The 25,532-nt window shown below is 73.7% G+C and carries 18 protein-coding genes and 1 pseudogene; 7 read left to right on the top strand and 12 right to left on the bottom strand.

The features are described 5' to 3' along the window. Positions 1 to 14 precede the first annotated feature (14 nt). The 5 genes from C569_RS0101190 to C569_RS0101170 all read right to left on the bottom strand — a co-directional run bounded on the left by C569_RS0101190 (position 15) and on the right by C569_RS0101170 (position 5,017). On the bottom strand, positions 15 to 398 hold the full coding sequence (locus C569_RS0101190) for a DUF1622 domain-containing protein (RefSeq protein WP_018783993.1): 384 nt from the start codon (positions 396 to 398) through the stop codon (positions 15 to 17). A gap of 93 nt (positions 399 to 491) precedes the next feature. Continuing rightward, entirely contained in the window at positions 492 to 1,157 is a 666-nt protein-coding gene (locus tag C569_RS0101185; protein ID WP_018783992.1) for a TcmI family type II polyketide cyclase, read from the bottom strand. Between the two features lie 52 nt (positions 1,158 to 1,209). Beyond that, the gene (locus C569_RS0101180) at positions 1,210 to 2,436 is read right to left on the bottom strand and encodes a cytochrome P450 (protein WP_018783991.1); all 1,227 of its coding nucleotides are present in this window, start codon (positions 2,434 to 2,436) and stop codon (positions 1,210 to 1,212) included. Next, the gene (locus C569_RS0101175; protein ID WP_018783990.1) at positions 2,433 to 2,753 is read right to left on the bottom strand and encodes a putative quinol monooxygenase; all 321 of its coding nucleotides are present in this window, start codon (positions 2,751 to 2,753) and stop codon (positions 2,433 to 2,435) included. The genes C569_RS0101180 and C569_RS0101175 overlap by 4 nt, the downstream gene beginning before the upstream one ends. Beyond that, on the bottom strand, positions 2,750 to 5,017 hold the full coding sequence (locus C569_RS0101170; protein ID WP_231394683.1) for an FAD-dependent oxidoreductase: 2,268 nt from the start codon (positions 5,015 to 5,017) through the stop codon (positions 2,750 to 2,752). The genes C569_RS0101175 and C569_RS0101170 overlap by 4 nt, the downstream gene beginning before the upstream one ends. Before the next feature lie 196 nt (positions 5,018 to 5,213). Between C569_RS0101170 and C569_RS0101165 the strand changes: the two genes are divergently transcribed. Further along, complete coding sequence (locus tag C569_RS0101165) at positions 5,214 to 5,972, top strand: trans-aconitate 2-methyltransferase (RefSeq protein WP_026267565.1); 759 nt, start codon at positions 5,214 to 5,216, stop codon at positions 5,970 to 5,972. 204 nt (positions 5,973 to 6,176) lie between these two features. Here the strand turns inward: C569_RS0101165 and C569_RS0101160 are convergent, their stop codons facing one another. The 4 genes from C569_RS0101160 to C569_RS0101145 all read right to left on the bottom strand — a co-directional run bounded on the left by C569_RS0101160 (position 6,177) and on the right by C569_RS0101145 (position 12,940). Beyond that, on the bottom strand, positions 6,177 to 7,307 hold the full coding sequence (locus C569_RS0101160) for a glycoside hydrolase family 26 protein (protein ID WP_231394682.1): 1,131 nt from the start codon (positions 7,305 to 7,307) through the stop codon (positions 6,177 to 6,179). A 17-nt stretch (positions 7,308 to 7,324) separates the two neighbouring features. Then, a complete protein-coding gene (locus C569_RS0101155; RefSeq protein ID WP_018783986.1) occupies positions 7,325 to 9,193 on the bottom strand; it encodes a glycosyltransferase family 2 protein in 1,869 nt (622 codons plus the stop codon). 113 nt (positions 9,194 to 9,306) lie between these two features. Then, positions 9,307 to 10,413 carry a glycosyltransferase family 39 protein gene (locus tag C569_RS0101150; protein WP_018783985.1) on the bottom strand — a complete coding sequence of 369 codons (1,107 nt, stop codon included), beginning with the start codon at positions 10,411 to 10,413 and terminating at the stop codon, positions 9,307 to 9,309. Positions 10,414 to 10,615: 202 nt separating this feature from the next. After that, positions 10,616 to 12,940 (bottom strand): glycoside hydrolase family 3 N-terminal domain-containing protein, encoded by a 2,325-nt coding sequence (locus C569_RS0101145; protein ID WP_018783984.1) that lies wholly within the window; start codon positions 12,938 to 12,940, stop codon positions 10,616 to 10,618. 324 nt (positions 12,941 to 13,264) lie between these two features. Here C569_RS0101145 and C569_RS0101140 point away from each other — a divergent pair, with 324 nt between their 5' ends. Together C569_RS0101140 and C569_RS34930 are read left to right on the top strand one after the other, a co-directional pair. Further along, the gene (locus tag C569_RS0101140) at positions 13,265 to 14,269 is read left to right on the top strand and encodes a LacI family DNA-binding transcriptional regulator (RefSeq protein ID WP_018783983.1); all 1,005 of its coding nucleotides are present in this window, start codon (positions 13,265 to 13,267) and stop codon (positions 14,267 to 14,269) included. Positions 14,270 to 14,473: 204 nt separating this feature from the next. Continuing rightward, positions 14,474 to 14,560, top strand: a pseudogene (locus C569_RS34930) (hypothetical protein); the annotation flags it as partial. Positions 14,561 to 14,578: 18 nt separating this feature from the next. Here the strand turns inward: C569_RS34930 and C569_RS0101135 are convergent. Next, entirely contained in the window at positions 14,579 to 15,139 is a 561-nt protein-coding gene (locus C569_RS0101135) for a DUF5872 domain-containing protein (protein WP_018783982.1), read from the bottom strand. Positions 15,140 to 15,334: 195 nt separating this feature from the next. Between C569_RS0101135 and C569_RS0101130 the strand changes: the two genes are divergently transcribed. Both C569_RS0101130 and C569_RS0101125 read left to right on the top strand, forming a co-directional pair. Continuing rightward, positions 15,335 to 16,909: an FMN-binding glutamate synthase family protein gene (locus tag C569_RS0101130; protein WP_026267564.1), complete on the top strand. Its 1,575-nt coding sequence runs from the start codon at positions 15,335 to 15,337 to the stop codon at positions 16,907 to 16,909. A 104-nt stretch (positions 16,910 to 17,013) separates the two neighbouring features. Beyond that, complete coding sequence (locus C569_RS0101125) at positions 17,014 to 18,216, top strand: sugar efflux transporter (RefSeq protein ID WP_231394681.1); 1,203 nt, start codon at positions 17,014 to 17,016, stop codon at positions 18,214 to 18,216. 12 nt (positions 18,217 to 18,228) lie between these two features. Here the strand turns inward: C569_RS0101125 and C569_RS0101120 are convergent, their stop codons facing one another. Continuing rightward, positions 18,229 to 18,879, bottom strand: a complete 651-nt coding sequence (locus C569_RS0101120) for a cyclopropane-fatty-acyl-phospholipid synthase family protein (RefSeq protein ID WP_036345052.1) — start codon at positions 18,877 to 18,879, stop codon at positions 18,229 to 18,231. Between the two features lie 180 nt (positions 18,880 to 19,059). Here C569_RS0101120 and C569_RS0101115 point away from each other — a divergent pair, with 180 nt between their 5' ends. Further along, a complete protein-coding gene (locus tag C569_RS0101115; RefSeq protein ID WP_018783978.1) occupies positions 19,060 to 19,290 on the top strand; it encodes a DUF2188 domain-containing protein in 231 nt (76 codons plus the stop codon). A 232-nt stretch (positions 19,291 to 19,522) separates the two neighbouring features. Continuing rightward, the gene (locus C569_RS0101110) at positions 19,523 to 24,985 is read left to right on the top strand and encodes a carboxyl transferase domain-containing protein (protein WP_018783977.1); all 5,463 of its coding nucleotides are present in this window, start codon (positions 19,523 to 19,525) and stop codon (positions 24,983 to 24,985) included. A gap of 91 nt (positions 24,986 to 25,076) precedes the next feature. On the opposite strand, the gene C569_RS0101105 is transcribed toward C569_RS0101110, so the two are convergent. Further along, positions 25,077 to 25,496 carry a Fur family transcriptional regulator gene (locus C569_RS0101105; RefSeq protein ID WP_018783976.1) on the bottom strand — a complete coding sequence of 140 codons (420 nt, stop codon included), beginning with the start codon at positions 25,494 to 25,496 and terminating at the stop codon, positions 25,077 to 25,079. Positions 25,497 to 25,532: the final 36 nt, after the last annotated feature.

Below are 25,532 nucleotides of genomic sequence, written 5' to 3'. Positions count from 1 at the left end.
CAGGGGTACGACGCTCAGCGCTGGGGGCGGGCGCCCACGCCCGGCCGCTCCACCGGAGGACGGCCCTGCCAGGGCCAGCGCCCGTCCAGCTCCACCTCCAGCGAGAAGCTGAGGAACGTGCGGACCAGCACGATCAGCGCCAGCACGCCGACGCTGGTGAACGTGGGCGACACCGCGACCGTACGGATGATGTCGCCGCCGACCAGGAACTCCAGGCCGAGCAGGATGGCCCGGCCGACGCCCTGCCGATACGCCCGGTAGTGCCCGACCACCTGGCGGGTCCGGGCGCAACGCACCGCGAACACCGCCGTGGCGACCGCGACACCGACCGTGATGACGAGCACCCCGGCCAGGTCGAGCAGCGTCCCGACGTGCTGGACGATCTCCTTCGTCGACACCCGGCACCCCCGCGACAAGCCTGACGTACGGCCGGGCGCGGGGGCGGCGTTTCCGCACTCTCGCCATCCGGTGGGCGGGAGCGCGGATCGTGCTCAGTCCCGGGCCTGCCAGCGGTAGAAGGCGGTCGCCACGGAGTCCTGCGGCCCCTGCCACCTCTCCGGCCGGTACGGCTCGATGTACGGGCCCAGGTCCTGCATCACCTTGCCGAAGGCAGGCTTGTCGCCGTGCTGGTCCCGGGTGGCCTCGGCCGCCGACGACTCCTGTTCGAGCAGGTGCACGTAGACGTCGTCGATCGAGTAGAGCCAGCGTCCGGTGACCCCGAGGTCGGCCGGGAGCGACCCGGCGTCGGACTCGCCGAAGACCCGTGCCACGTCCGGTTCCGCGCCCGGCTTGATCCGCCCGACGATCACGGTGAGCGTGGTGTCGGCGGGCGGTTCACCATCGGGTGCCCAGTGGTAGAACTCCTTCGCCACCGAGTCCGACGGGTTCTTCCAGTAGCGCGGGTACGGGGTGACGTACGGGCCGATCTCCTCGGCGATCTTCTGGAAGGCGGGCAGGCCACGAGTCTGCCCGGAGATCCGCGGGTCCTGCTCCCGCTCGATCACGTGGATGTAGAGGTCGTGGTGCGACAGCAGGTACCGGCCGATGACGCCCAGGTCCTGCGGCCGGGTGGCCTGGTCGTAGTGGCCGAACACGCCGCCGACGATCTGCTCGCTGCCGGGGACCATGTGACAGACGATCACGTTGCGGAAGACCATGACTGCTCCTCGATGATTGCGACGGGGGCGGCGGCGCGCGGCGGCGGCGCCGTCAGGCGGTGAAGGTGACAGGCAGTTCCAGCAGGCCGCGGAACGGCGAGGCGGCGGGGAGCCGGCGCACCTCGGCCAGCGGTACGCCGAGACGCAGTCCGGGCAGCCGGCGCAGCAGCGCGCCGAGCGCGAGTTCGGCCTCCATCCGGGCCAGCGAGACGCCCAGGCAGTAGTGGACGCCGTGCCCGAACCCGAGGTGCGGGCCCCGGACCCGGCGCAGGTCCAGCCGGTCCGGGTCGGCGAAGTGCGCCGGGTCGTGGTTGGCCGCGTTGATCGCCACCCCGACGATCGCGCCACGCGGGATGCGTACGCCCTGGTAGTCGACGTCCTCGGTGGCGATGCGCGGGCTGGCCACGGGCAGCGGCCCGTCGAACCGGAGCAGTTCCTCGATCGCGGCGGGCAGCAGGCGGGGCGTGGCGCGCAGCAGTTCCATCTGCTCGGGGTGGGTCAGCAGGGCCAGCACGGCGTTGCCGAGGAAGTCGGCGGTGGTCTGGTGCCCGGCGAACAGCAGCAGGAACGTGGTGGTGACCAGTTCCGCCTCGGACAGCGTCCCGTCCTCGTCGACGGCCGTGATCAGCGCGCCGATGATGTCGTCGGCCGGGTCGTCGCGTTTGGCGCGGACCAGCCCGGCCAGGTAGTGGTGCAGCCGGAGCTGGGCCTCCTGCACGGCCGCCCGCTCCTGCGCGGGGGGCCGGCTGGTGGAGCCGGAGGTGCGGATCACCTGGGTCCAGTCGAGCACCCGGTCGTGGTCGGCGGGCGGCACGCCGAGCAGTTCGCAGATGACTGTCATCGGCAGCGGGATGGCGAAGTCACGCATCAGGTCCGCCTCGCCGTGCGGTGCCATCTTGTCGACGAGCTGGTCGACGATCGACGCCACCCGGGGGCGCAACGCCTCGATCCGCCGGGGCGCGAACGCCTGCGACACCACCCGGCGCAGCCGGGTGTGCTCGGGCGGGTCGGAGTTGAGCATGTTGCGGTTCAGGCCCTCCGAGTTCGGGCCGAAGATCTTCAGGTAGTGCTGCTCCGGGCCGTACAGGTCCTTGGACAGACGCGGGTCGGTCAGCGCGGTGCGCGCGTCGTCGAAGCGGGTGATCAGCCAGGAGTCGAACCGCGGCGAGCCGACCGGGCAGACCGGCCGGTCCGCGCGCAGCCGGGCCAGGGTGGGGTACGGGTCGGCCGCGAACGCGTCGGTGTAGAGCTCGCTCGCCGGCACCACGTCGTCGGTCATCGCCCCTCCCCCGGCTCGCCGGTCACGCTGTGCAGTACCTGGTAGGTGTGCCGGTCGGCGGACTCGCGCAGCTCGCGGATGATGCTCAGCAGCCGGTCCCGGTGCGCGCTGCGGCCGAACGCGTCCAGCCGCTCGCGGTCCGCCCAGTCGCTGATGATCAGGTAGCTGCGCGGGTCGTCGGCGTCGCGGACCAGGTCCTGGTGCAGACAGCCGTCCAGCGTGCGGATCTGTTCGGCGGCGGTGAGCCACTCCGACTCGAAGCGCTCCTCGCAGCCCTCCCGGGTCCGCATCGACAGCACGGTCCGGACCCGGCTCACCTGGCGCTCCCGAACACCAGGTGCAGGTGCTTGCGCAGCGCGTCCGGGTCGACCGGCGCGCCCCGGAACCCGATGTGCCCGTCCGGGCGGATCAGGTACAGCCCGGTGCCGTCAAGGCCGTACGCGGCGCGGAAACGGCGCTCGGCGTCGCGCACCACGGGCGGGTCGAGCAGGCGTGGTTCGTCGGCGTCGGGGTCGAGGAGCAGGTACGCGTCGAGTTCCCCGCCCGCCAGCCGGCGCGCGTCGGCGCACAGGGCGGTGAACCCGGCCGGCACCTCCGCGCCGGCCGTGCGGTCGGCGTAGAGCAGCAGCGTGTGCCGGGTGCCCCGGGTGAGGTCCCGCAGCCGCAGCGGGTGGCCGACGCCGCGCCGGCGCAGCCCGTCCACGTCGGGCGCGATGTCGCCGGGGCGGGGCGCTTCACCGAGCGCGGCCGGGTCGGCGACGGTCTCCCCGACCAGCGGGCTGCCGGCGTAGCTGAGCAGCATGGACATCTCCTGGAGGAACTGGCGTTCCAGGTCGGCGCGGTCCACCTCCTCGGTGCCGGCCATCCGTACCGCCCGGCCGACGATCTCCTCGCCCTCCGGCCGCCGCTCGGTCTCGTAGCTGTCCAGCAGGCCGGGCGCGGCGAGTCCGCGTACCGCCAGGGCCAGCTTCCAGGCCAGGTTCCAGGCGTCCTGGATGCCCGTGTTCATGCCCTGGCCGCCGGCGGGCGGGTGCAGGTGGGCGGCGTCCCCGGCCACGAACACCCGGCCTTCCCGGTAGCGGTCGACGATGCCGTGGCTGATCCGGAACACCGACGACCAGCGCAGGTTGCTCGCCCGGGTGCCGGGCGGCGCGAGGCGGTCCAGCGCGGCCTGCACGTCGGAGATGGACGGCTCGTCGAGTTCCTCGCTGAACCCGGGCGGGGCGTCGCGCCCGCCGGTCTGGGCGAAGAACCGGGGCGGGGCGAGGGTGGCGATGCGGTAGCGGTGCGCGCCGCGCAGCGGTACGCAGACGAGCATCCCGTCCATCTTGCCGTCGGTCGTGTGCAGGAACCGCAGCAGGTGCCCGTCCGGCATCTCCCAGTCCACGTCGACGTCCACCAGCATGAACAGCTGCGGGAACCGGCCCAGCCCGCCGGTGAAGGTGAGCCCGAGCCGCTCCCGTACCCGGCTGTGCGCGCCGTCGGCGCCGACCAGGTACGCCGCGCGTACCGTCCCGGTGCCGCCGTCGGCGGTGCGGACGGTGGCGGTGACGCCCTCGGCGTCCTGGTCGAAGTCGACCAGTTCGGCGCCGCGCTGCGGGCGGACGCCGAGCGTGGCCAGCCGGGTGGTGAGGATCCGCTCGGTCTCGTACTGCGGCAGGCCGAGGTGGGCGTACGGCAGGCCGGGCAGCTCCCAGCTCATCCGGTGGGTCTGCTCGCCGTTGACGAAGACCATGTTGCCGGTGAGCCAGATGCCGGCGTCCATGGCTTCCCGCACGACGCCCTGCTCCTCCCAGATCTCCATGGTGCGGCAGTGCACACCGATCGCCTTGTCCGCGTGGCCGGGCGGGGTGACCTGCTCGTCGATCACCAGGCAGTCGATGCCCCGCCGGGCCAGTTCGACGGCGGCGGTCAGCCCGGTGGGGCCCGCCCCGACGACGAGTACGTCTGTTGTCCTGTGCACGTCGGCCTCCCAGCCCGTGGTGGGGTGTCGGCGGCCGTCCGCGTCGGGGACGACGTGGAACAGCCGGCGCCGGATGTCGAGAAGGAACGGCGCGATCGGCCCGGCCTGCGCCGAGGCGTGGGCCGGGTCGCCGATCCAGGTGAGGAACGGCGCGGCGCCGTCCCACTCGGCGAAGATGTGGTGGATGTCCGAGCCGGGTTCGCGCAGCAACTGTTCGCGGCGGTAGCCGGGGATCGCGGCCATCCGCCGGACCACCTCGGGGTAGCCCCGGTGGAACTCGGCGAGCCGGTCGAGCGGCACGGTGAGTTCGACGTCCACGTAGACCGGGCCCGTGCCGTCCCGGGTCTCCCGCAGCAGCGGGTAGCCGGGTCCGTCCGCCGGCTCGGTCAGCGGCCGGAGCAGGCCGGCCAGGCGGGCAGCCACCGGCCCGCGCCGGTACGCGGCCAGCGCCGCCTCGTCGGCCCACTCGGTCACGACGACGAAGCCGCGCGGGTCGAGGGCGTCCCGCAGCAGCTCGTGCCGCAGGTTGCCGGTCAGCGCGCCGAGCTGCCCGGCGACCGCCTCGAAGGCCGGCCCGACCGCGGGTTCGCAGCCGGTGCGTGCGCGCAGCCGGAGCATCGTCCTGATCATGCAGCCCCCTGAGAACGGCGCCGTCGTCGTGCCGCGACCCTGCCGCAGCGCGCGTCACCGCCCCGTCACCGCGGCCCCGCCGTACGTCCGGTCCCGGTGACGCCGCCGGGACGGCGACCGCTTGTTGCAAAAGTTTGGCAACAAGCCTCGACAGGGCTGCGTGCCGGTAACTATCGTGAGCGTCATGACTCCTTACGACTTGGATGTGCGCGCCTGGCAGGAGAGCTGGGACCGGCAGCAGGAGGCGTTCATGCCGGACCGGGAGCACCGCTTCGCGGCGATGCTCGACGCCGTCGAGGCGGTCACCGGCGACCGGCCGCCACGCGTGCTCGACCTGGCCGGCGGCACCGGATCGATCAGCCTGCGTACGCTGACCCGCCGGCCCGACGCCGAGGTGACGGTGCTCGACCTCGACCCGGTGCTGCTCACCCTCGCCGAGGCGGCGCTGGCGGGACGGGCCACAGTGGTGACCGCCGACCTCAACCGGTCCGACTGGGCCGCCACGCTGCCGCACCGCGACTACGACGCGGTACTCACCGCCACCGCCCTGCACTGGGTGGACGGTCCGCGCCTGGCTCAGCTGTACGGCGAGATCCGCGACGTGCTGCGTCCCGGCGGCGTCTTCGTCAACGCCGACCACATGCCCGACGACACGATGCCGTCGCTCGCTGCCCGCCTCGGCGACCTGGCGAAGGCGCGCCGCGCCGCCCGGCACCGGGCCGGCGCGGCGCTGTCCTGGCCGGAGTGGTGGGAGCAGGCCGCGGGTGACCCGGTGCTCGGGCCGCTGGTGGAGAAGCGGCGGGAGATCTATCCGACCGGGCACAGCCCGGAGTGGAGCCCGCCCGCGGCGTGGCACCTGGACGCGCTGCGCGCGGCCGGCTTCACCGAGGCCGGCGTGCTCTGGCGCGGCGGCGCGGACGCCGCGGTGGCCGGGCTGCGCTGACTGCGGCCCGGCCGCCCGCCCCGTCGCCCGGCGTGCCCGCCCTCCGCACGCTGACCGGCGTGGATCTGGAACCGGATCAGCTCCGCGAAGCGGGCCACCTCGTCCTCGGGCACGCCCTGCTCGCTCGCCGTCCGCCGGAATTGATCTCTCTCGTTCGCGATCGCGGAGGGCCGCCCCACCGTCCGGCATGGAGCGCGGACCGGATCAGGGCCCGGCGCGCGGCCGCACCGCCGGTGACCAGGTGACGTGGTAGCGCTCGGTGGCCACCGCCTCGGCGAACGCGGTCGCCGCCGCCGGTGAGCCGGCGATGCGCCAGTCCTTCTCCTTGTCCACCTCGAACCAGATCAGCCCGATGAGGCCCGGATAGCGGGGCAGGGCGCGGAAGGTGTCCCGAATCCACCGGGCCTTGTGCCCGGCGGCGTCGGCGGCGCCGGTCTCGGTGACCACGAGCGGCTTGCCGGTGACCTCGCGGATCTCGGCGATCGTCGGGCCGAAGATCTGGTCGAACGACCAGTACGTCTCGGTGAACGCGCCGCTGCCGTAGTAGCCGGTGACGCCGACCCAGTCGACGTACTCGTCGCCCGGGTAGAGACCGGTGAGCCCGGCGGTCGTCTTGTCCCAGCGGGCGTTCGGGCTCCACACCCAGGTGACGTTCGTGGTGCCGGCCTCGGCGAAGACGTCGTGCACGTGCCGCCAGGCCCGGACGTAGTCGCCGGGGCGGTTGCCGTTGGCCCGCTCGCACCAGGGGTACCAGTCGCCGTTCATCTCGTGCGCGAAGCGGATCGCCACCGGGTAGCCCAGCGACCGGACGCCCTCGGCCCAGGAGCGCAGGTAGGCGTCGAAGTCGCCGCGCACGATGCGGGCCAGCCGGTAGTCCGGCTGGGTGGCGCGCAGCCGGTCGACCTGCCGGTCGGTGAGGCCGGTACGGCGGGCCGCCTGGTCGACCGTGTGGTCCCAGGGCTCCCAGCCGAGCATCGGCATCATGCCCCGCTCGGCGATCCGGTCGAACAGGCTCCGGTCGAACGCGGCCGACGCGAAGTCGGCGCCGAAGAGCATCACCTGCGGCGACCGCCCGGCCGCCTCGGCGAACCGGTCGACGGGCGCGAAGTCGTACGGTCCCTTGTCGGTCATGACGCCGAAGAACGCCTGCCCGGCCGGGGGGAACGGGCCACCGCGAAGGGTCGGCACGACCGCTGCCGGCACGTCGGTGCTCGCCTGCGGCGTCGCCGGGGCGGGCCGCCGGGCCGAGGCGCCCGTGCCCGGGTCGCGCCACGCGACCGGTGCCACCACGAAGGCGTACGCGAGCAGCAGCAGCCCGGCCAGCGCCAAACCCACCCGGGGCAGCGTCGGCCTCAGCACGGCACACCGCCGCCGGTCACGGTCCGGGACACCAGCTGGGGCTCCCGGGTCACGTCTGCGGTCCGGTCCCGGCGTGCCCGCAGACTCTCCACCCAGGCGATCAATGGCGGCGCGAGCCCGGTCAGCAGCGTCAGCGCCGGCCAGACCCGCAGCAGCGGGTAGTCGTGGTCCAGCGCGAAGCTCGCCGCGAGCAGTCCGGCGGCGGCGAGCGCCCAGCACAGGTGCAGCCGGAACGTGCGCGGCGACTCGACGGTGCGCAGCGCGCCCTTGGCGGTGACCACGAAGCCGAGCTTGCGGCGCAGCAGGGCGCCCACCGCCGCGGCCACGTAGACGGGTCCGGCGAACAGCGCCAGCGCCATGCCGGCCACGCCCACCTCCTCCCGCTCGTGCGGGGCGATGTTGAAGCGGCGCAGCCACAGCCAGAGCAGGAACCAGGTGCCGATGGTGCAACCCCACAGCGTCGCCCAGACCTGCGGGTCGAGCCGGCCCGCGTCGACGCCGGTCAGCAGGTACAGCGCGGTGGCGGCGTTGCCCAGCAGCAGGCTCACCGCCACGCTGGGGTAGTAGAACTGGAGCAGCCGGTACTGCCAGCGGCGGCGGGACGGCAGGTCGCGCGGCGTGCGCAGTTCGCGCCGCAGCAGGATCTCGCAGATCCCGGCCGCCCAGCGCTTCTGCTGGTTGAAGTAGTCCGCCCAGGAGGTCGGTCCCTCGCCGAGCGCCACCACGTCGGGGGTGTAGACGCCCTTCCACCGGTTGCCGGTGGCCGGGTTGACGGCGGCGTGCACACGGATGCTGGTGAGGTGGTCCTCGATGATCGAGTCCTGGTAGCCACCGACGGTTCGCCAGGCCGCCGGGCGGTAGAGGTGCCCGGTACCGGTCAGCAACGGCGCGTCCAGGCCGTTGCCACCCCGGGCGATCAGCCCGTTGTAGAGGTACTGCTGCACCGAGGCGCCGTGGGCGACGAAGTTCTGGTGCATGTTGCCGTACACCTGCGGGGTCACCACGAACGCGACGTCCGGGTCGCGGAAGTAGCCGAGCGTACGTTCCAGGAGGTTCGGCAGCGGCACGTGGTCCGGGTCGACGTTCGCGACCACGTCGTAGCGGTGCTCGTGCTCGGCCCGCCAGGCGTTGTGGTTGCCGGACTTGGTGCGGGCCCGGAACTCGCCGCCGGGCCGGTTGTACTCGGGCCGGCCCTTGCGGGTGAAGTGTCGTACGCCCAGCCGGGCGGCCATCGCCCGGACCGCCGGGTCGTCGCCCTCGTCGAGGATCCACACGTCGACGTGCCCGCAGTAGACGATCTCCCGCAGCCGGCGCAGCGTCCGCTCGGCGACCTCGATCGGCTCCTTGCTCGGCACGATCGTGGTGAGCAGGGCGACCCGCAGGCCGACCGGCGGGTCGACCGGCACCGGATCCCGGGCGTGGAAGGCGAAGACCCAGACCACCACGTTCTGCGCCAGGCGGATCAGCTCGACGCCGACGACCACGCAGAACGCGAGCCGGGCGGCGGCGGTCTGCCAGCCGCCGAGCCCGACGACGCCGGGGCCGGCTACGTGCTGGGGCAGCAGCAGCCAGCCGACGAAGACCAGTCCGGCGGCGCTGTTGACGAGCACCAGCAGCGTCAGGACCAGTCGTGCGGCGACCGACGCGGTGGGCCGGAACTCGACCGCCGCGCCGGGGCGCCGGGGCGGGCGCAGCGGGCCCGCGGTGGCGCCGCAGCGCGCGTACGCGAGGCGGGCGCGGATGTTGCGCTGCCGGCGGTCCGCGTCGTCCGGCGCACCGGGCGGGACAGGCGCGATCTGGCGAGCACCCGGTGTCCCGGCCGTCGTGGCGCGGGACGGGCGTGTATCGGCGGCGACGGCCACGTTTCCCCCATGGTCTGCATCCGGCTCAGGAGCCGACCGAATGCTAAGCCGACAATAAGCAGCAAAGGGTGCGAATCAGACAGAGGTCGCCCGTTCGTCGACGGGTCACCCGGTCACGCGGGAAGCCGGTCGGCCACGGCGAGCAGCGCCACGAGTCCCAGCCCGGCGAGCGCACCGGCGGCACGCGCCCGGGACAGGGCGACCCCGCCGAGCACCGCCCAGGCCGGCACCGTGAACAGCAGGTTCTCCGCCGACCAGACCGGCACCGCCTGCGCCAGCGCCAGCAGCCCGAGCGCCGGCACCAGCGCCCAGGCGGTGCAGATCGCGGCGGCGTACCGCAGCGGGAGGCTGAACAGGGCCAGCCCGGCCAGCACGCCGGCGAGGGCGGCGACGCCGAACAGATCCCCGGGCGTGGCCGCGAGCACGGCGGCGCCGGGACGCGCGCCGGACACGAGGCGCCCGCCGTCGCTCAGGCCGGGGGCGAGCAGCGCGGCGACCGGGAGCAGGCCGAGGGTCACGGCGGCCAGCCACCGGATCGCACCGCGGCGACGGAACGCCAGCACGGCCCAGCCGTGCCCGGCCAGCAGCAGCAACGCCACCGGCTGGCACAGGCCCAGCAGCGCCACCGCGCCCGCGTAGGGCACGAGCCGGCGGGGACACGGCCGGTCGAAAGCGGGCACCAGCAGCCAGGTGGCGAGCACGGCGGCGAACACCGCCAGGGCGTACGGCTGCGCCTCCTGCGCGTACCTGGCGGAGGTCGGCAGCACCGCGAAGATCACGCCGGCGAGCAGGCCGGCGGCGGGTGTGGCGATGCGGGCGGCGAGCGCGCCGACCAGCGCCGCGGCGCCGGCCATGGCCAACAGCGACGGTACGCGCAGCGCGAGGTCCGACGCGCCGAACAGCGCCGCCCAGCCGCGTACGAGCAGGTGGTAGGGCCCGAGCGCGAGGTCGTCGCCGGTCAGCGCGACGCCGATCCCCCGCCACGGCGACGTGGCCGCGCGCCGGGTCGCGAGCTCTCCGGCGCCCGGCCCCGAGGCCGTGATCCGGGCGGCGCCGAGCACGCCGGTCAGGACCGCCGGCACCAGCCACGCCGCGATCCGCCATCGGAGCACGCCGGGCGCGGCGCGGGCGGCGACCCGGCGCGGCCGGTCCTCGCCCCACGGGTCTTCGGCCACGGCGTCCCCGAGCCGGGGCAGGACCATGGTGTCCGCGTCCATCATCGTGACTCACGCATCCCTGTGGGTGCCGGCAACCGGGATCCAGCCGGCCGGGCGGCGGGACGCGACCCGCGCACGGCGGGCGGCACCGTCCCGGCTCACGGGCTGGATGACATCCTGGAGCCTACTGAGTCAAAAACGGCATAACACCAATATGTGTTGAAAGGGCCCACGGACCGTCCTGTGGACGACCGGCGGACCCGGCTCAGCGGAGATCGGTCGTCGTCCAACGGGGCGAGGCGGTGGTGATCGCGGCGGTGTCTCCGGTCAGCGTCGTCCGCGCCTGGGCGTCGCGCCGGGCGCTCGTACCCACCCAGACGTCGACCTCCCCGGGCTCCACCACCCGGGTGAGCGCGCGACCGGTGAACGCCAGCCGCGTCGTCGGGACGGTCAGCTCGACGGTGACCGAGCAGCCCGGCTCCAGGCGCACCCGCCGGTAGCCGAGCAGCTGCGCGACCGGCCGGGTCACCGAGGCGACCAGGTCCCGGCCGTAGAGCTGCACCACCTCGTCACCGGCGACCGGGCCGGTGTTCGTCACGCGCACCGACACCCGCAGCACCCCGTCGGTCGGCACCTCGGCCGGCACGGTCAGGTCGGTGTACGCGAACGTGGTGTAGGACAGCCCGTGCCCGAACGGCGCCACCGGAGTCGCCGGCAGGTTGGTGCCGTTCATGCCCTCCCCCAGCTCCGGGTGCAGGTACGAGTACGGCTGCGCGCCGGCCGATCCGGGCAGGCTGACCGGCAGCCGGCCGGACGGGTTGACCCGCCCGGAGAGCACACCCGCGATCGCCCCGGCGCCCTCCTCACCCGGGAAGAACGTCTGCACCACCGCCGCGCACCGGGACAGCGCCCAGCCCAGCGCGTACGGGCGGCCGGTGAGCAGCACGAGGACCACCGGGGTGCCGGTGTCCAGCACCGCCTCGACGAGCTGACGCTGCACGCCGGGCAGCTCCAGGTCGTCCCGGTCGCAGCCCTCGCCGACGGTGCCGCGGCCGAACAGGCTCGCGTGGTCGCCGACCACGAGCACTGCCACGTCGGCGGCGGCCGCGGCGGCGACCGCCGCCTCGAACCCGGAGCGGTCCGCCGAGTCCACCTCGCAGCCGGCCGCGAAGGTGACTTGGCCGGCGCCGAACTCGGCGCGCACCGCCTCCAGCACGGTCGGCACCTCGAAGCCGGTCTCCACGCCCGGATGGTGGGCCAGCACGTGGTTGAGGAACGAGTAGCAGCCGAACAGCGCGCCCTGCCGGTCGGCGTTCGGGCCGACCACGGCCACCCGACGGCCCACCGGCAGCGGGAGCACGCCCTCGTTGGAGACCAGGACGATCGACTCCTCGGCGAGCCGGCGCGCGATCGACCGGTGCTCCGGCGAGTCGAGGTCGATCGCGCCCGGCGGCTCGTCGCCGAACGTCGCGTCGAGCAGTCCGAGTTCCTGCTTCTGGCGCAGGACGCGCAGCACCGCCCGGTCCACCAGCGCCTCGTCCACGGTGCCGGCCCGCACCGTCTCGGACAGGGTTAGGTAGGCGTCACCGGTGGGCAGCTCGATGTCGAGGCCCGCGCTCAGCGCCTGCACGGCGGCGTCCGCGTTGTCGGCCGCGACGTGGTGCAGCAGGTTGAGGAAGGCGACCCCGTAGTAGTCGGCCACCACCGTGCCGTCGAAGCCCCACCGGTCCCGCAGCAGGTCGGTGAGCATGGCCGGGTCGGCGGCGACCGGGACGCCGTCGATCTCCGCGTACGAGTGCATGACGCTGCGCGCGTCGCCGTCGAGGATCGCCATCTCGAACGGCGGCAGCAGCACGTCGGCGAGTTCCCGGGGACCGGCGTGCACCGGACCGAAGTTGCGCCCGGCCCGTGAGGCGGAGTAGCCGGCGAAGTGCTTCAGCGTCGCGAGCACGCCCTGGGACTGGAGCCCCCGCACGTACGAGGTGCCGATGGTGCCGACGAGGTACGGATCCTCGGCGATGCACTCGTCGACCCGGCCCCAGCGGGGATCCCGGATCACGTCCAGCACCGGGGACAGTCCCTGGTGGATGCCGAGCGCGCGCATGGAGGCCCCGATCGCCGCCGCCATCTCGGTGACCAGCTCGGGGTCGCACGCGGCGCCCCAGGCCAGCGGCGTCGGGAAGGTGGCCGCCTTCCACGCCGACAGGCCGGTCAGGCACTCCTCGTGCACGATGGCCGGGATGCCGAGCCGGGTGCCCGTCACCAGGTCCCGCTGGAACTTCCACAGCCAGGCCGCGCGGGCCGCGGCGTCGACCGGGCGGGTGCCGTAGGCGCGGGTGAGGTGACCCAGCCCGTGGCGGGAGAAGTCCTCCAGCCGGCCGGTGTCGGCGAACTCGCCCTGCAGGGGCGCGACCGCCTCGCCGTCCTCCTTTTCCCAGAACCCGACCAGCTGCGCGACCTTCTCCTCGATCGTCATGCGAGCGAGCAGGTGCCGTACGCGCGTCTCGGCGTCGTGCCCGTCCGGCCGGTCGTGGTCCGGACCTGCCTGAGCCGGTAGCGGCCCGTCCACCACCGCGTGGACCTCTGTCATGGGTGTGCCTTTCCACTGGTTGTGCTGGTACCGCTGCCGCTCAACCCTTGACCGCGCCCTGGAGGCCGCCCACGATCTGCTTCTCCGCCAGGGTGAAAAGCAGGCAGCGCCGGCAACATCGCCAGCGACGTGAAGGCGAGGACGCCAGCGGTGTCGGTGGTGTACTGGCTGGAGAAGTTCTGCACACCCAGCGGCAGGGTGAGTTGATCAGGTTGTTACCTGCCGGGGAGCCTTACAGGACCGCAACGCGAAGTCAATCGATATCGATAACGTTTTCGACATCGTCTTCGATCGACCCGGGAGAGCCCTTCTATCATCGTCGGCGTGGTGTTCCAGGAGCGCATCAAGATGTCGGACGTGGCACGCACGGCCGGCGTCTCGGTGGCAACTGTATCGAAGGTTGTCAATGGTCGCTACGGTGTCGCCCAGGCCACCGTCGAGCGCGTCCAGCAGGTCATCCGCGAGCTCGGATACGAGGCCAGCCTGGGGGCGCAGAGCCTGCGCAGCCACCGCACGAACGTGCTGGGCATCCTGGTCGCCGAGTTCGAGCCGTTCTCCACCGAGTTGCTCAAGGGCGCGTCCCGGGAGGTCGCCGGCAGCGGCTACCAACTGCTCGCCTACTCCAGCGGCGACGGCGAGGGCGCGGCCATCGGGTGGGAGCGGCGCTCGCTGGCCCGGCTCTCCGGCACGCTCATCGACGGCGCGGTGATCGTGACGCCGACAGTGGTCGAGACCAAGCACGGCTTCCACGTGGTGGCCGTCGACCCGCACACCGGCCCGTCCGGCCTGCCCACCGTCGACTCCGACAACTTCGCCGGCGCGGTGCTGGCCACCGACTACCTGCTGTCGCTCGGGCACCGGCGGATCGCGCACATCAGCGGCCGCCCCGACCTGGAGTCGGCCCGTCTGCGCGAGGCCGGGTTCCGCAGGGCGATGGCCGACGCCGGCCTGGCGGTGGACGAGCGGCTCGTCCGGGTCGGCGGGTTCCGCACCGAGAGCGCCGCGAGCACGGCCACCGAGCTGCTCGCGCTCCCCGACCGGCCCACCGCGATCTTCGCCGGCAACGACCTCTCCGCCATCTCCACCGTCGACGTCGCCCGGGGCCTGGGCCTGCGCGTACCGGACGACCTGTCGGTCATCGGCTTCGACAACATCCCGGAGTCGGCGCTCGTCGACCCTCCACTCACCACCATCCGGCAGCCGCTGCAGCGCATGGGTGCTGAGTCGCTACGCCTGCTGATCGACCTCATCGCCGGCGTCGAGCGGGACACGCACATCCAGCTCCCCACCGAGCTGGTCGTCCGGGCCTCCTGCCGCCCGCTGCGCTGAGGCGGCCACCGCAACGTCGTCCCCGCGACGGCCGGGCCCCTACGCCCCGGCCACGCAGCGCCTGCGCGACCTGGCCAAGCGTCACGGCCCGTACGTGGGCACCGCCGTCGACATGGCCGCCCTCAACGACGCCGCCGACCCGCTACCCCGAGCTGGCCGAGTCCGAGTTCTCCACAGTCACCGCCTCGAACCCACCCGCGGCACCTGCAACCGGGCCCGGCCGACGAGCTGATCGGCTTCGCCCGCAAGAACAACCAGCGGGTCCGGGGCCACGTGCTGGTCCGGCACAACCAGCTGCCGGGTACGCCCTCACCTCGCCCGGCGCCGGCCCAGTTCCGACTCCAGCCGACCGATGAGCGTCTTGCGGGCCTTGCCACCGCGCTCCCGGCGCAACGCCGCGTCGAGCTGACGGGTGTCGAGGTCGCGGACCAGCTTGACCGCCTCGGCCACCGGCAACTCGCTGATCTGCTCGGCGGCCGTGGCGTCCCGGCGGGCCCGCTTCGCCGGGCCGGTGTTCGGCACGTACTGGCGGCCGGAGCGCGACGCGCGGCGCTTGCGGGTGTCGGTGGCGCGCCGCTCGGACTCCGACAGCTCCTCCCACGCCTGTTCGGGCAGGTAACGACGCGTTTCGCCGCCGTGGCGGGCACGCGTGTCACCGCCGCGGGTCTGCCACTTCTCGCCGCCCCAGCGTTGCAGCGAGCGCTGCCGTGCGTCCTTCGGGCCCTCGAATCCCCCGCCGGCCTTCTTGTACTCGTTCGTGAGCAGCTGCGACTTGCAGGCCGACCACTGCCCCGGCCGTCCGCCCTTGTCGGAGGCGCGGATCTCGGCCTTGAGGCGCTCGCGCAGTTCCGGCTCGGTGTACTTCGCCATGACGCAGCCATACCCGGCCCGGCAGCGGCCATGCCGGTCCGGCTACGTACGCCTCCCGGTCGCCGGCGCGTACGCGGGTGACGAGGTCGTCGCCGTCCAGGGCAGCCTCGGCTGTCGGTCCGCATCCATGACACCGCCGCACGGCCGGGTTCCAGCAGGCGTTTGGCCGGGCGCCGGGCCGGAAAGAGTGGCGTCATGAGCTGGGCGAGAAGAGCCGTACCCGCAGCAGCCGCCGCCGTCGCCGCGCTGGCGGCGCGAGACCTGCTGCAACGCGACCACGCGCTGCGACGCAACTTCCCCGTGCTGGGCCGCGCCCGGTACCTGATCGAGTCGATCGGCCCGGAGCTGCGGCAGTACATCGTGGCCGGCAACGACGAGGAGCGGCCGTTCACCCGCGACCAGCGGCGCTGGGTGTACGCCTCGGCCAAGCAGGAGAACAACTACTTCGGTTTCGGCACCGACAACGACATCGAGCACACCTCCGGCTATCCGATCATCAAGCACCGTACGTTCGGCCGGGCGATCCCGCCGTCGGCGCCGACCGCCGGGCACGACGTGACGCTGCCCTGCGCCAAGGTGCTCGGCGCGGCGCGCGGCCGGGCGCACGCGTTCCGGCCGGAGTCGGTGGTGAACATCTCCGGGATGAGCTTCGGGTCGCTGTCCGGCAACGCGGTGGAGGCGCTCAACCGGGGCGCCGCGCTGGCCGGCTGCCTGCACAACACCGGCGAGGGCGGACTGTCGCCGTACCACCGCAACGGCGGTGACCTGGTCTTCCAGCTCGGCACCGCGTACTTCGGCTGCCGGGACGAGCAGGGCCGGTTCAGCCTGGAACGCCTCAAGGACCTGGTGGCGTCGGCACCGGTCCGGGCGCTGGAGATCAAGCTCAGTCAGGGCGCCAAACCGAGCCTCGGCGGGCTGCTGCCGGCGGCCAAGGTGTCCGCCGAGATCGCCGCCACCCGGGGCATCCCGGAGGGACGCGACTGCGTCAGCCCGTCCCGGCACGCCGAGTTCTCCGACTGCGACAGCCTGCTGGACTGGGTGGAACTGCTCGCCGCCGAGACCGGTCTGCCGGTCGGCATCAAGTCCGCCGTCGGCGACCTGGGGTTCTGGGAGGAGCTGACCACGCTGATGCGCGACACCGGGCGCGGCGTGGACTTCGTGGCAGTCGACGGCGGCGAGGGTGGCACCGGCGCCGCGCCGCTGATCTTCAGCGACTCGGTGTCGCTGCCGTTCCAGCAGGGCTTCTCCCGGGTCTACCGGACGTTCGCCGAACGCGACCTGCACCAGAACGTGGTGTTCGTCGGTGCCGGCAAGCTCGGCCTGCCGGACAACGCCGTGGTGGCGTTCGCGCTCGGCGCCGACATGGTCAACGTCGGGCGGGAGGCCATGCTGGCGATCGGGTGCATCCAGGCGCAGAAGTGCCACACCGACACCTGCCCGACCGGTGTCGCCACGCAGAACGCCTGGCTGGCCCGAGGTCTGGACCCGGCCCGCAAGTCGGTGCGGGCCGCGAACTACATCCGTACGCTGCGCCGCGACCTGGTCAAGGTGGCCGAGGCGTGCGGCGTGGAGCACCCCGGGCTGATCGGTACCGACTCGGTGGAGATCCTCGACGGCCGGACCTCGTCGACCCCGCTGGACCGGGCGTTCGGCTACCGGCCGGAGTGGGGGATGCCGTCGGCGGCGGACCGGTCGGAGATCGTCCGGCTGATGACTGCCGAGGCCCCGCAGGGCGGTAGCGCGCCGCCCTCCCCCACCGCCGTCGGGTAGCGGCACTCACGCGGCCGGGCGGGCGACGGCCGGCCGCGCACGGGACCGCGCCGGCGGTGGAAACCCGGTCGGCCGCCGCACCGCCGCCGCGTACAGTCCGCCGCATGGCTGTGGACACGAGGCCGGCGGTGCGCGCCGGCCGATTCCGGCTGCTCCCGCTGGGCGTGGTGTTCCTGACCGTCGGCCTGTCCACCGCCGTGGTGCTGCCGTTCCTGTCGCTGTTCCTCGACCGGGAGGTCCACGCCAGTCCGTTGCGGGTAACCGTGTTCCTGGTCGTCGCGCCGCTGTCCGGGGTGGTCGCCTCCGCGCTGGTCGGCCGGCTGTCGGACCGCCTGCCGATCCGGCGCGCGCTGCTCGTCGGCGCCGCGCTGGCCGGTGTGGTGGGCGCGGGGACGACCGCGTACGTCCGCGACTACTGGATCCTGCTGGGGCTCACCGCTACCGCCCTGGCGCTGGCGAACTCGCTGTTCCCACAGTCGTTCGCGTATACCCGGGCACTGTTCGACAGGGACGATCCGGCGCGGGCCGCGTTCGGCGTCAGCCTGATGCGTACCGTGTTCTCCCTGGCCTGGGTGGCCGGGCCGGCGCTGGCCGCGGTTCTGCTCGACGTCGGCGGCTTCCGCCTGGTCTACGGCATGGCCGCCGTCATGTACGCGCTGGCCGCGCTGGTGGCCGCGTTCCGGCTGGAGGAGCTGCCGCTGCCGGCGCGGCCGGTCGCGGCCGATCCGGACGGCGCCGCGCCCGGCACACCCGGCGCATCCCGGCTGCGGCTGGCGCTGACCGCGCTCACGTTCGTCCTCCTCCAGTGCCCGCTGACGGTCGGCGTGCAGGCGATGCCGCTGTTCATCGACACCGAGCTGAACGACGACCCCTCCCGCGCCGGGCTGGTGCTGGGCCTGTGCGCGGCGCTGGAGATCCCGCTGATCCTCGGCCTGGGCGCGCTGACCGCGCGGGTCCGGCTGCGGACGCTGGTCCTGGTCGGGGCCGCCTGCGGGGTCGCCTACTACGCGACCGCCGCGCTGGTGCCGAGCGTGCCGGTCCTGCTGTTCGCGCAGCCGGTGAACGCGCTGTTCATCGCCGCGGTGTCCGGCATCGGCATCGCCTACGTGCAGGATCTGCTGCCGGGCGAGCCGGGCCGGGCCACCACGCTGTTCACCAACACGTTCCCGATCGGCGCCATGCTCGCCGGGCCGCTGCTCGGGATCTCCGCGCAGGTCGGCTACCGGTGGGCGTACGGCATGAGCACCGCGCTGTGCGCGACCGGGCTGCTGGTGCTGCTGCTGACCCGGCCGCGAACGCGGGCCTGACCGGCGCGGCGGTCAGCGGCGCCGCACCAGCACCACGTGGTCGATCAGCTCGCCGGTCTGGCCGTCCGGCCCGGTGGCGGTGCGGCGCGCCGCACCCAGCCGCTCGGTGTCCCAGCCGTCCGGGTCGAGGCTCATCGCGGCCAGGATCTCCTCCGGTTCGGCGAACCGGTGGTGGCCGGTGTCGGGTCCGGTCCAGGGCGGCGGCGCGCCGTGCTCGACGACGAGCAGCCGGCCGCCGGGCGCGACCGCCTCGGCCGCCGGGGGCAGCACCTTCTCCCGGGGCAGGACCAGCGGCGACTGGAAGAACTGCGCGGACACCAGGTCGTACCGGCCGGGCGGGAAGCCCTGGGTGAGGTCGTGCCGGACGGTGGTGATCCGGTCGGCCACCCCGGCCCGCTCGGCCTCCACGGCGAGGCGGTCCAGCGCGACGGACGAGATGTCCACCGCGGTCACCTGCCAGCCCTTGGACGCCAGCCACACCGCGTCGCCGCCCTCACCGCTGCCCAGGTCGAGCACGGTGCCCGCGGGCAGCGGGCCGGCCACCTCGGCCAGGACCGGGTTCACCCGGCCGCTCCAGACCCGGTCCCGCTGGCCGTACCGCTCGTCCCAGAACCGGGCCGGGTCGGTGTCCGCCGCCAGGTGCTCGTGGTGGTGCCCCGTCATGTCCGCCTCCTCGCCGCCGGTCGTCTCCGGACCGGGCCCCGACATCGTGCGCCGCCGACCACCGGACAGCAAGGAACCTTGCCGTTCCGGCAAACCAAACCACTGAGCGACCGCAGGATTAGCGCACCGCACCCGTGGGCAGACATTTGTCATCAGGCACGCGACAGAGGGGCTGACGGCATGGCGAAGGGCGACATCGACACCTACCAGCAGGACGGGCAGTGGAAGAACCGCCCGGAGGGCAACGAACGCGCGACCAGCCGCCACGGCACCAAGGCGGAGGCCGAGGCGGCCGGCCGGGAGATGGCGGCCGAACGCGGCACCGAGCACGTGATCAAGAAGCAGGACGGCACGATCGGCGAGAAGAACACGTACCCCCGCGAGCGCGACCCCCGGGACATCCCGGGCTGAGCCCGGCCGCAGGCACGTCACGGCGCCGGACCCGAGCGGGTCCGGCGCCGTGACGCGTACCGGCTGGTAGTGAGTGGCTGGCTAAAAACTTTTGTTCGGTTCCCACAACGGTCCCCGCTCAGGCTTCGGCCGTTACGACATAGCGCCGCCCGCGCACAGGCGGAAAGGTGAGGCGGGCCGGGGGCATCGCCGCGCCCGGCGCAGGAGTGGGTCAACCGAAGGGGACGGTCACGTGTTCACCCGTGTCGCCATCGTCAACCGTGGTGAGGCCGCGATGCGGCTCATCCACGCGGTCCGGGAACTGGCCGCGGAGACCGGCAGCCGGATCGAGACCGTCGCGTTGTACACGGACGTCGACCGCACCTCCACCTTCGTCCGCGAAGCGGACGTCGCCTACGACCTGGGCCCCGCGTCCGCCCGCCCGTACCTCGATCTGAAGACCCTGGAACGCGCGCTGGTCGAGACCGGCGCGGACGCCGCGTGGGTGGGCTGGGGTTTCGTGGCCGAGGACCCGGCGTTCGCCGAGCTGTGCGACAAGATCGACGTGACGTTCGTCGGACCGAGCCCGGACGCCATGCGCAAGCTCGGCGACAAGATCGGCGCGAAGCTCATCGCCGAGGAGGTCGGCGTGCCGGTCGCGCCGTGGAGCCGCGGCGCGGTGGAGAGCCTGGACGACGCACTGCGCGCGGCCGCCTCGATCGGCTACCCGCTGATGCTCAAGGCCACAGCCGGTGGCGGCGGGCGCGGCATCCGGGTGATCCGCAGCGACGCCGAGCTGGCCGACGCCTACGAGCGCACCAGCCAGGAGGCGGCGCGGGCGTTCGGCAGCGGCGTGGTGTTCCTGGAGCGCCTGGTCACCGGTGCCCGGCACGTCGAGGTCCAGGTGATCGCCGACGGCCAGGGCACCGCGTGGGCGCTCGGCGTACGGGACTGCTCGGTGCAGCGGCGCAACCAGAAGGTGATCGAGGAGTCCGCGTCGCCGGTGCTGAGCCCGGAGCAGACCGCGGAGCTGAAGGTGTCGGCGGAGCGGCTGGCGGTCGCCGTCGGCTACCGGGGCGCGGCCACAGTCGAGTTCCTCTACCACCCGGGCGACCGGCTGTTCGCGTTCCTGGAGGTCAACACGCGCCTGCAGGTCGAGCACCCGATCACCGAGTCGACCACCGGTTTCGACCTGGTCAAGGCGCAGCTGCACGTGGCCGGCGGCGGCCGGCTCACCGGTGAGCCGCCGGTCGAGCGCGGGCACGCGATCGAGGCGCGGCTCAACGCCGAGGACCCGGACCGTGACTTCGCGCCCTCCCCCGGCCGGATCACCCGGCTCGACCTGCCCGCCGGGCCGGGCATCCGGGTCGACACCGGGGTCAGCGAGGGCGACACCATCCCGGCCGACTTCGACTCCATGATCGCGAAGATCATCGCGTACGGCCGGGACCGGGACGAGGCGCTGGGCCGCCTGCGCCGGGCGATGGCGAACACCACGGTGGTCATCGCCGGCGGCGCGACGAACAAGGGCTTCGTGCTCGACCTGCTCGACCAGCCCGAGGTGATCGACGCCAGCGCGGACACCGGCTGGATCGACCGGGTACGCGGCGAGGGCCGTCTGGTCGCGCACCGGCACTCCGCCGTGGCGCTGGCGGCGGCCGCGATCGAGGCGTACGAGGAGGACGAGACCGCCGAACGGCAGCGGCTGCTGTCCACCGCTGCCGGTGGACGCCCGCAGGTGCAGCACCGCAGCGGCCGGCCGCTGGACCTGAAGCTGCGCGGCGTGACCTACCGGATGCGGGTGGCCCGGGTCGGCGCGCACCGCTTCCGGGTCGGTGTCGAGGCCGCTGGTGACGTGCGCACCGCCGACGTGGAGCTGGACCGCTTCGACCGGCACACCGGCCAGATCGCCGTCAACGGCGCCCGGTTCCGCCTGCTCACCGACACCCACGGCCCGGTCCACCTGGTCGAGGTGGACGGCGTGACGCACCGGATCAGCCGCGACGAGGGCGGCGTACTGCGCTCCCCCATGCCGGCGCTCGTGGTCGCCACGCCGCTCGCGGTCGGCGCGGAGGTCGAGGCCGGCGCGCCGGTGCTGGTGCTGGAGGCGATGAAGATGGAGACGGTGCTGCGGGCGCCGTTCCGGGCCCGCCTCAAGGAGTCGTCGGTGGCGGTGGGCACCCAGGTGGAGGCCGGGGCGCCGCTGCTGCGCCTGGAGCCGGTGGCGGAGGAGGGCACCGAGGCGGCGGCCGGACCGGCCGGACCGGCTGTCGAGCTGGACCTGCCCGCGGCGCCCGCGGACGTGCCCGCGCGGTCCCGGGCCGAACGCGGCCAGGAGGACCTCTGCTCGCTGCTGCTCGGCTACGACGTGGACCCGCACGACGAGCGCCGGGTGCTCGACGACTACCTGGACGCGCGGCGGGCGGCCACCGAGGCCGGGCACCGCCCGCTCGCCGAGGAACTGGACCTGGTCAACGTCTTCGCCGACCTGGCCGAGCTGAGCCGCAACCGGCCCGGCGACGACGCGCCGGCCGGGCACGTGCACAGCGCCCGCGAGTACTTCCACACCTACCTGCAGAGCCTGGACGTCGAGCGGGCCGGATCCCCGGAGTCGTTCAAGGCCCGCCTGGCCAAGGCGCTCGCCCACTACGGCGTCACCGAACTGGACCGCTGCGCCGAACTGGAGGCCGCGGTGTTCCGGATCTTCCTGGCCCAGCAGCGGGCCGCCGCCGACGCCACGGTGATCGCCGCGCTGCTGCGCTCCTGGCTGCGCGAGCCGCCGCCGGACGAGGCGCTGCGCGAGCCGGCCGGTCTGGCGCTGGAGCGGCTCGTCGCGGCCACCCAGGTCCGCTTCCCGGTGGTCGCCGACCTGGCCCGGGGCGTGGTGTTCGCCTGGTTCGCCCAGCCGCTGCTGCGCCGCAACCGGGCCCGCGTCTACGCCCAGGTCCGCACGCACCTGCGGCACCTCGACGCGCAGCCGGACGCGCCGGACCGCGCCGACCGGATCGCCGAGATGGTCCGCAGCACCGAGCCGCTGGTCCGGCTGCTCGGCCAGCGACTGGTCCGCAACGACGTGGACAACGCGGCCATGCTGGAGGTACTGACCCGCCGGTACTACGGCAACAAGGCGCTCACCGAGGTCCGTACCCGCACCGCCGGGGGTTGCACGTTCGTGGTGGCCGGACGGAACGGGTCGAGCGTGGTCTCGGCCGCCGTCCGCTTCGACGCGCTCGGCGACGCGCTGCGCGGCCTGGCCGAGGTGGCCCGGGCCTGCGACGCCGTCGACGCGGACGTCTACCTGGCCTGGGAGAACCAGCCCGAGGACCTGGACGCCGCCGCCGCCGCGCTGCTGGACGTGGTGAACACGCATCCGCTGCCGCAGCAGGTACGCCGCCTCACCACCACGGTGGCCGGGCGCGGCGGCGCGGTCATGCACCACCACGTCACGTTCCGGCCGGCCGCCAGCGGCGGGATGGCCGAGGAGCGGCTGATCCGCGGCCTGCACCCGTACATCGCGCAGCGGATGCAGCTGGAACGGCTGCGCGAGTTCGACCTGACCCGGCTGCCGTCGCTGGACGAGGAGGTCTACCTGTTCCAGGCGGTCGCCCGGCAGAACCCGTCCGACCAGCGGCTGGTGGCGTTCGCCCAGGTACGCGACCTGACCGAGCTGCGGGAGCAGGACGGCCGCCTGGTGGCGCTGCCGACCACCGAGGACACGGTGGCGGCCTGCATCGACTCGATCCGCCGGGCGCAGTCGCGGCGGCCGTCGAAGTCGCGGTTCCCGACCAACCGGATCGTCGTCTACGTGTGGCCGCCGAGCGAGCTCACCCGCGAGGAGATGGAGCTGATCGCCGGTCGGGTGCGCCCGACGACTGTGGGCGCCGAGCTGGAGGAGATCCTGTTCATCGCCCGGCAGCGCGACCGCCGGACCGGCGAGCTGACCAAGGTCGGCGTGCGGATCACGTTCGACGTGACCGGCCACGCCCGGCTCACGGTGGGCGAGCCGCCGGCCGAGCCGGTCGAGCCGCTTGACGACTACCGGCTGAAGGTGCTGCGCGCGGCGGGCCGCAACACGGTCTACCCGTACGAGCTGACCGGTCTGCTGGGCGACTTCGCCGAGCACGACCTGGACGCGGACCACCGGCTGGTTCCGGTGGACCGGCCGAAGGGCCGCAACACCGCGGCGATCGTGGCCGGTGTGGTGACCACGCCGACGCCGCGGCACCCGCAGGGCGTGACCCGGGTGGTGCTGCTCGGCGACCCGACCAAGTCGCTCGGCGCGCTGTCGGAGCCGGAGTGCCGGCGGGTGATCGCCGCACTGGACCTGGCGCAGCGGATGGGCGTGCCGCTGGAGTGGTACGCGCTGAGCGCCGGCGCCCGGATCTCGATGACCTCCGGCACGGAGAACATGGACTGGGTGGCCGCGGCGCTCAAGCGCATCGTCGAGTTCACCCAGGACGGCGGTGAGATCAACATCGTGGTGGCGGGCATCAACGTCGGCGCCCAGCCGTACTGGAACGCCGAGGCGACGATGCTCATGCACACCAAGGGTGTGCTGGTCATGACGCCGGACTCGGCGATGGTGCTCACCGGCAAGCAGTCGCTCGACTTCTCCGGCGGCGTGTCCGCCGAGGACAACTTCGGCATCGGCGGCTACGACCGGGTGATGGGCCCTAACGGGCAGGCGCAGTACTGGGCGCCGAACCTGTCGGCCGCGCGGGACGTGCTGATGGCGCACTACGACCACACGTACGTCGCGCCGGGCGAGGACGCCCCGCGCCGGGCCGTCACAGTGGACCCGGTGGACCGGGACATCTGCGGCTACCCGCACGCGGTGGCCGGCAGCGACTTCGCCTCTGTCGGCGAGATCTTCTCCGCCACCGCGAACCCGGACCGCAAGAAGCCGTTCGACATCCGTACCGTGATGCGGGCGCTCGCCGACCAGGACCACCCGGTGCTGGAACGGTGGGCCGGCATGGCCGACGCGGAGACGGCCGTGGTGCAGGACGCGCACCTCGGCGGCATCCCGGTCTGCCTGCTCGGCATCGAGTCCCGCTCGGTGCCCCGGCACGGCTTCCCGCCCACCGACGGCCCGGACACCTACACCGCGGGCACGCTGTTCCCGCGCTCGTCGAAGAAGGCCGCACGGGCGATCAACGCGGCCAGCGGCAACCGGCCGCTGGTCGTGCTGGCCAACCTCTCCGGCTTCGACGGCTCGCCCGAGTCGATGCGCAAGCTGCAACTGGAGTACGGCGCGGAGATCGGCCGGGCGATCGTCAACTTCCGCGGCCCGATCGTGTTCTGCGTGATCTCCCGCTACCACGGCGGCGCGTTCGTGGTGTTCTCCAAGGCGCTCAACCCGGACATGACGGTGCTGGCGATCGAGGGGTCGTTCGCCTCGGTGCTCGGTGGCGCGCCCGCCGCCGCCGTGGTGTTCGCCGGCGAGGTCGCCGCCCGCACCGCAGCCGATCCCCGGGTACGCGAACTGGAGGCGAAGGTGGCCGCCGCGGTGGGCACCGAGCGGGCGACGCTGACCGCCGAGCTGGACGAGCTGCGCACGTCGGTGCGGGCGGAGAAGCTGGGCGAGGTGGCCGCCGAGTTCGACCGGGTGCACAGCATCCAGCGCGCGGTCGAGGTCGGTTCGGTCGACGCGGTGATCCGCGCCGCCGAGCTGCGTCCCCGCGTGATCGAGGCGATCGAGGCGCGCCTGGGCTGACCCGGCGCACCCCGGACGGGAACAGGTCACCGGCGCTGCGCGACTGCTGACGGCGGCTCGCCGCGGGCGGGTCACCGCCCGCGGCGGCGGCTCAGGCGGCGCAGCGGTCGCAGGTGCCGAAGATCTCCAGCGTGTGCCCGACGTCGGTGAACCCGTGCTGCGCGGCGACCTGGTCGGCCCACCGCTCCACGCCCGGGCCGGCCACCTCCACGGCCCGGCCGCAGCGGCGGCAGACCAGGTGGTGGTGATGGCGGCTCTGGCTGCAGCGGCGGTAGAGGTGCTCGCCGCCGGGCAGCCGGGCCGAGTCGATCTCGCCGTTGTCGACGAGCATCTGGAGCGTCCGGTACACCGTGGTGAGGCCGACCTTCGCCTGCCGCTGGACGAGCATCTGGTGCAACTGCTGCGCGCTGTGGAAGCCGTCCAGCTCCCGCAGCAGCGCCAGCACCTCGGCGCGCTGACGGGTGTTGCGGGTCGCCCCGGTCGTCGCCTGCGGCACCGTCGCCTCCCTCATCCGGGCGCCCGCCCGGCACCCTCGTCCGGCCGCGCC

This window comes from Micromonospora sp. CNB394, from assembly GCF_000374985.1.
In the GTDB taxonomy this organism is placed as follows: Bacteria; Actinomycetota; Actinomycetes; order Mycobacteriales; family Micromonosporaceae; genus Micromonospora; species Micromonospora marina.
This window is presented reverse-complemented; position numbering and strand designations above follow the sequence as displayed.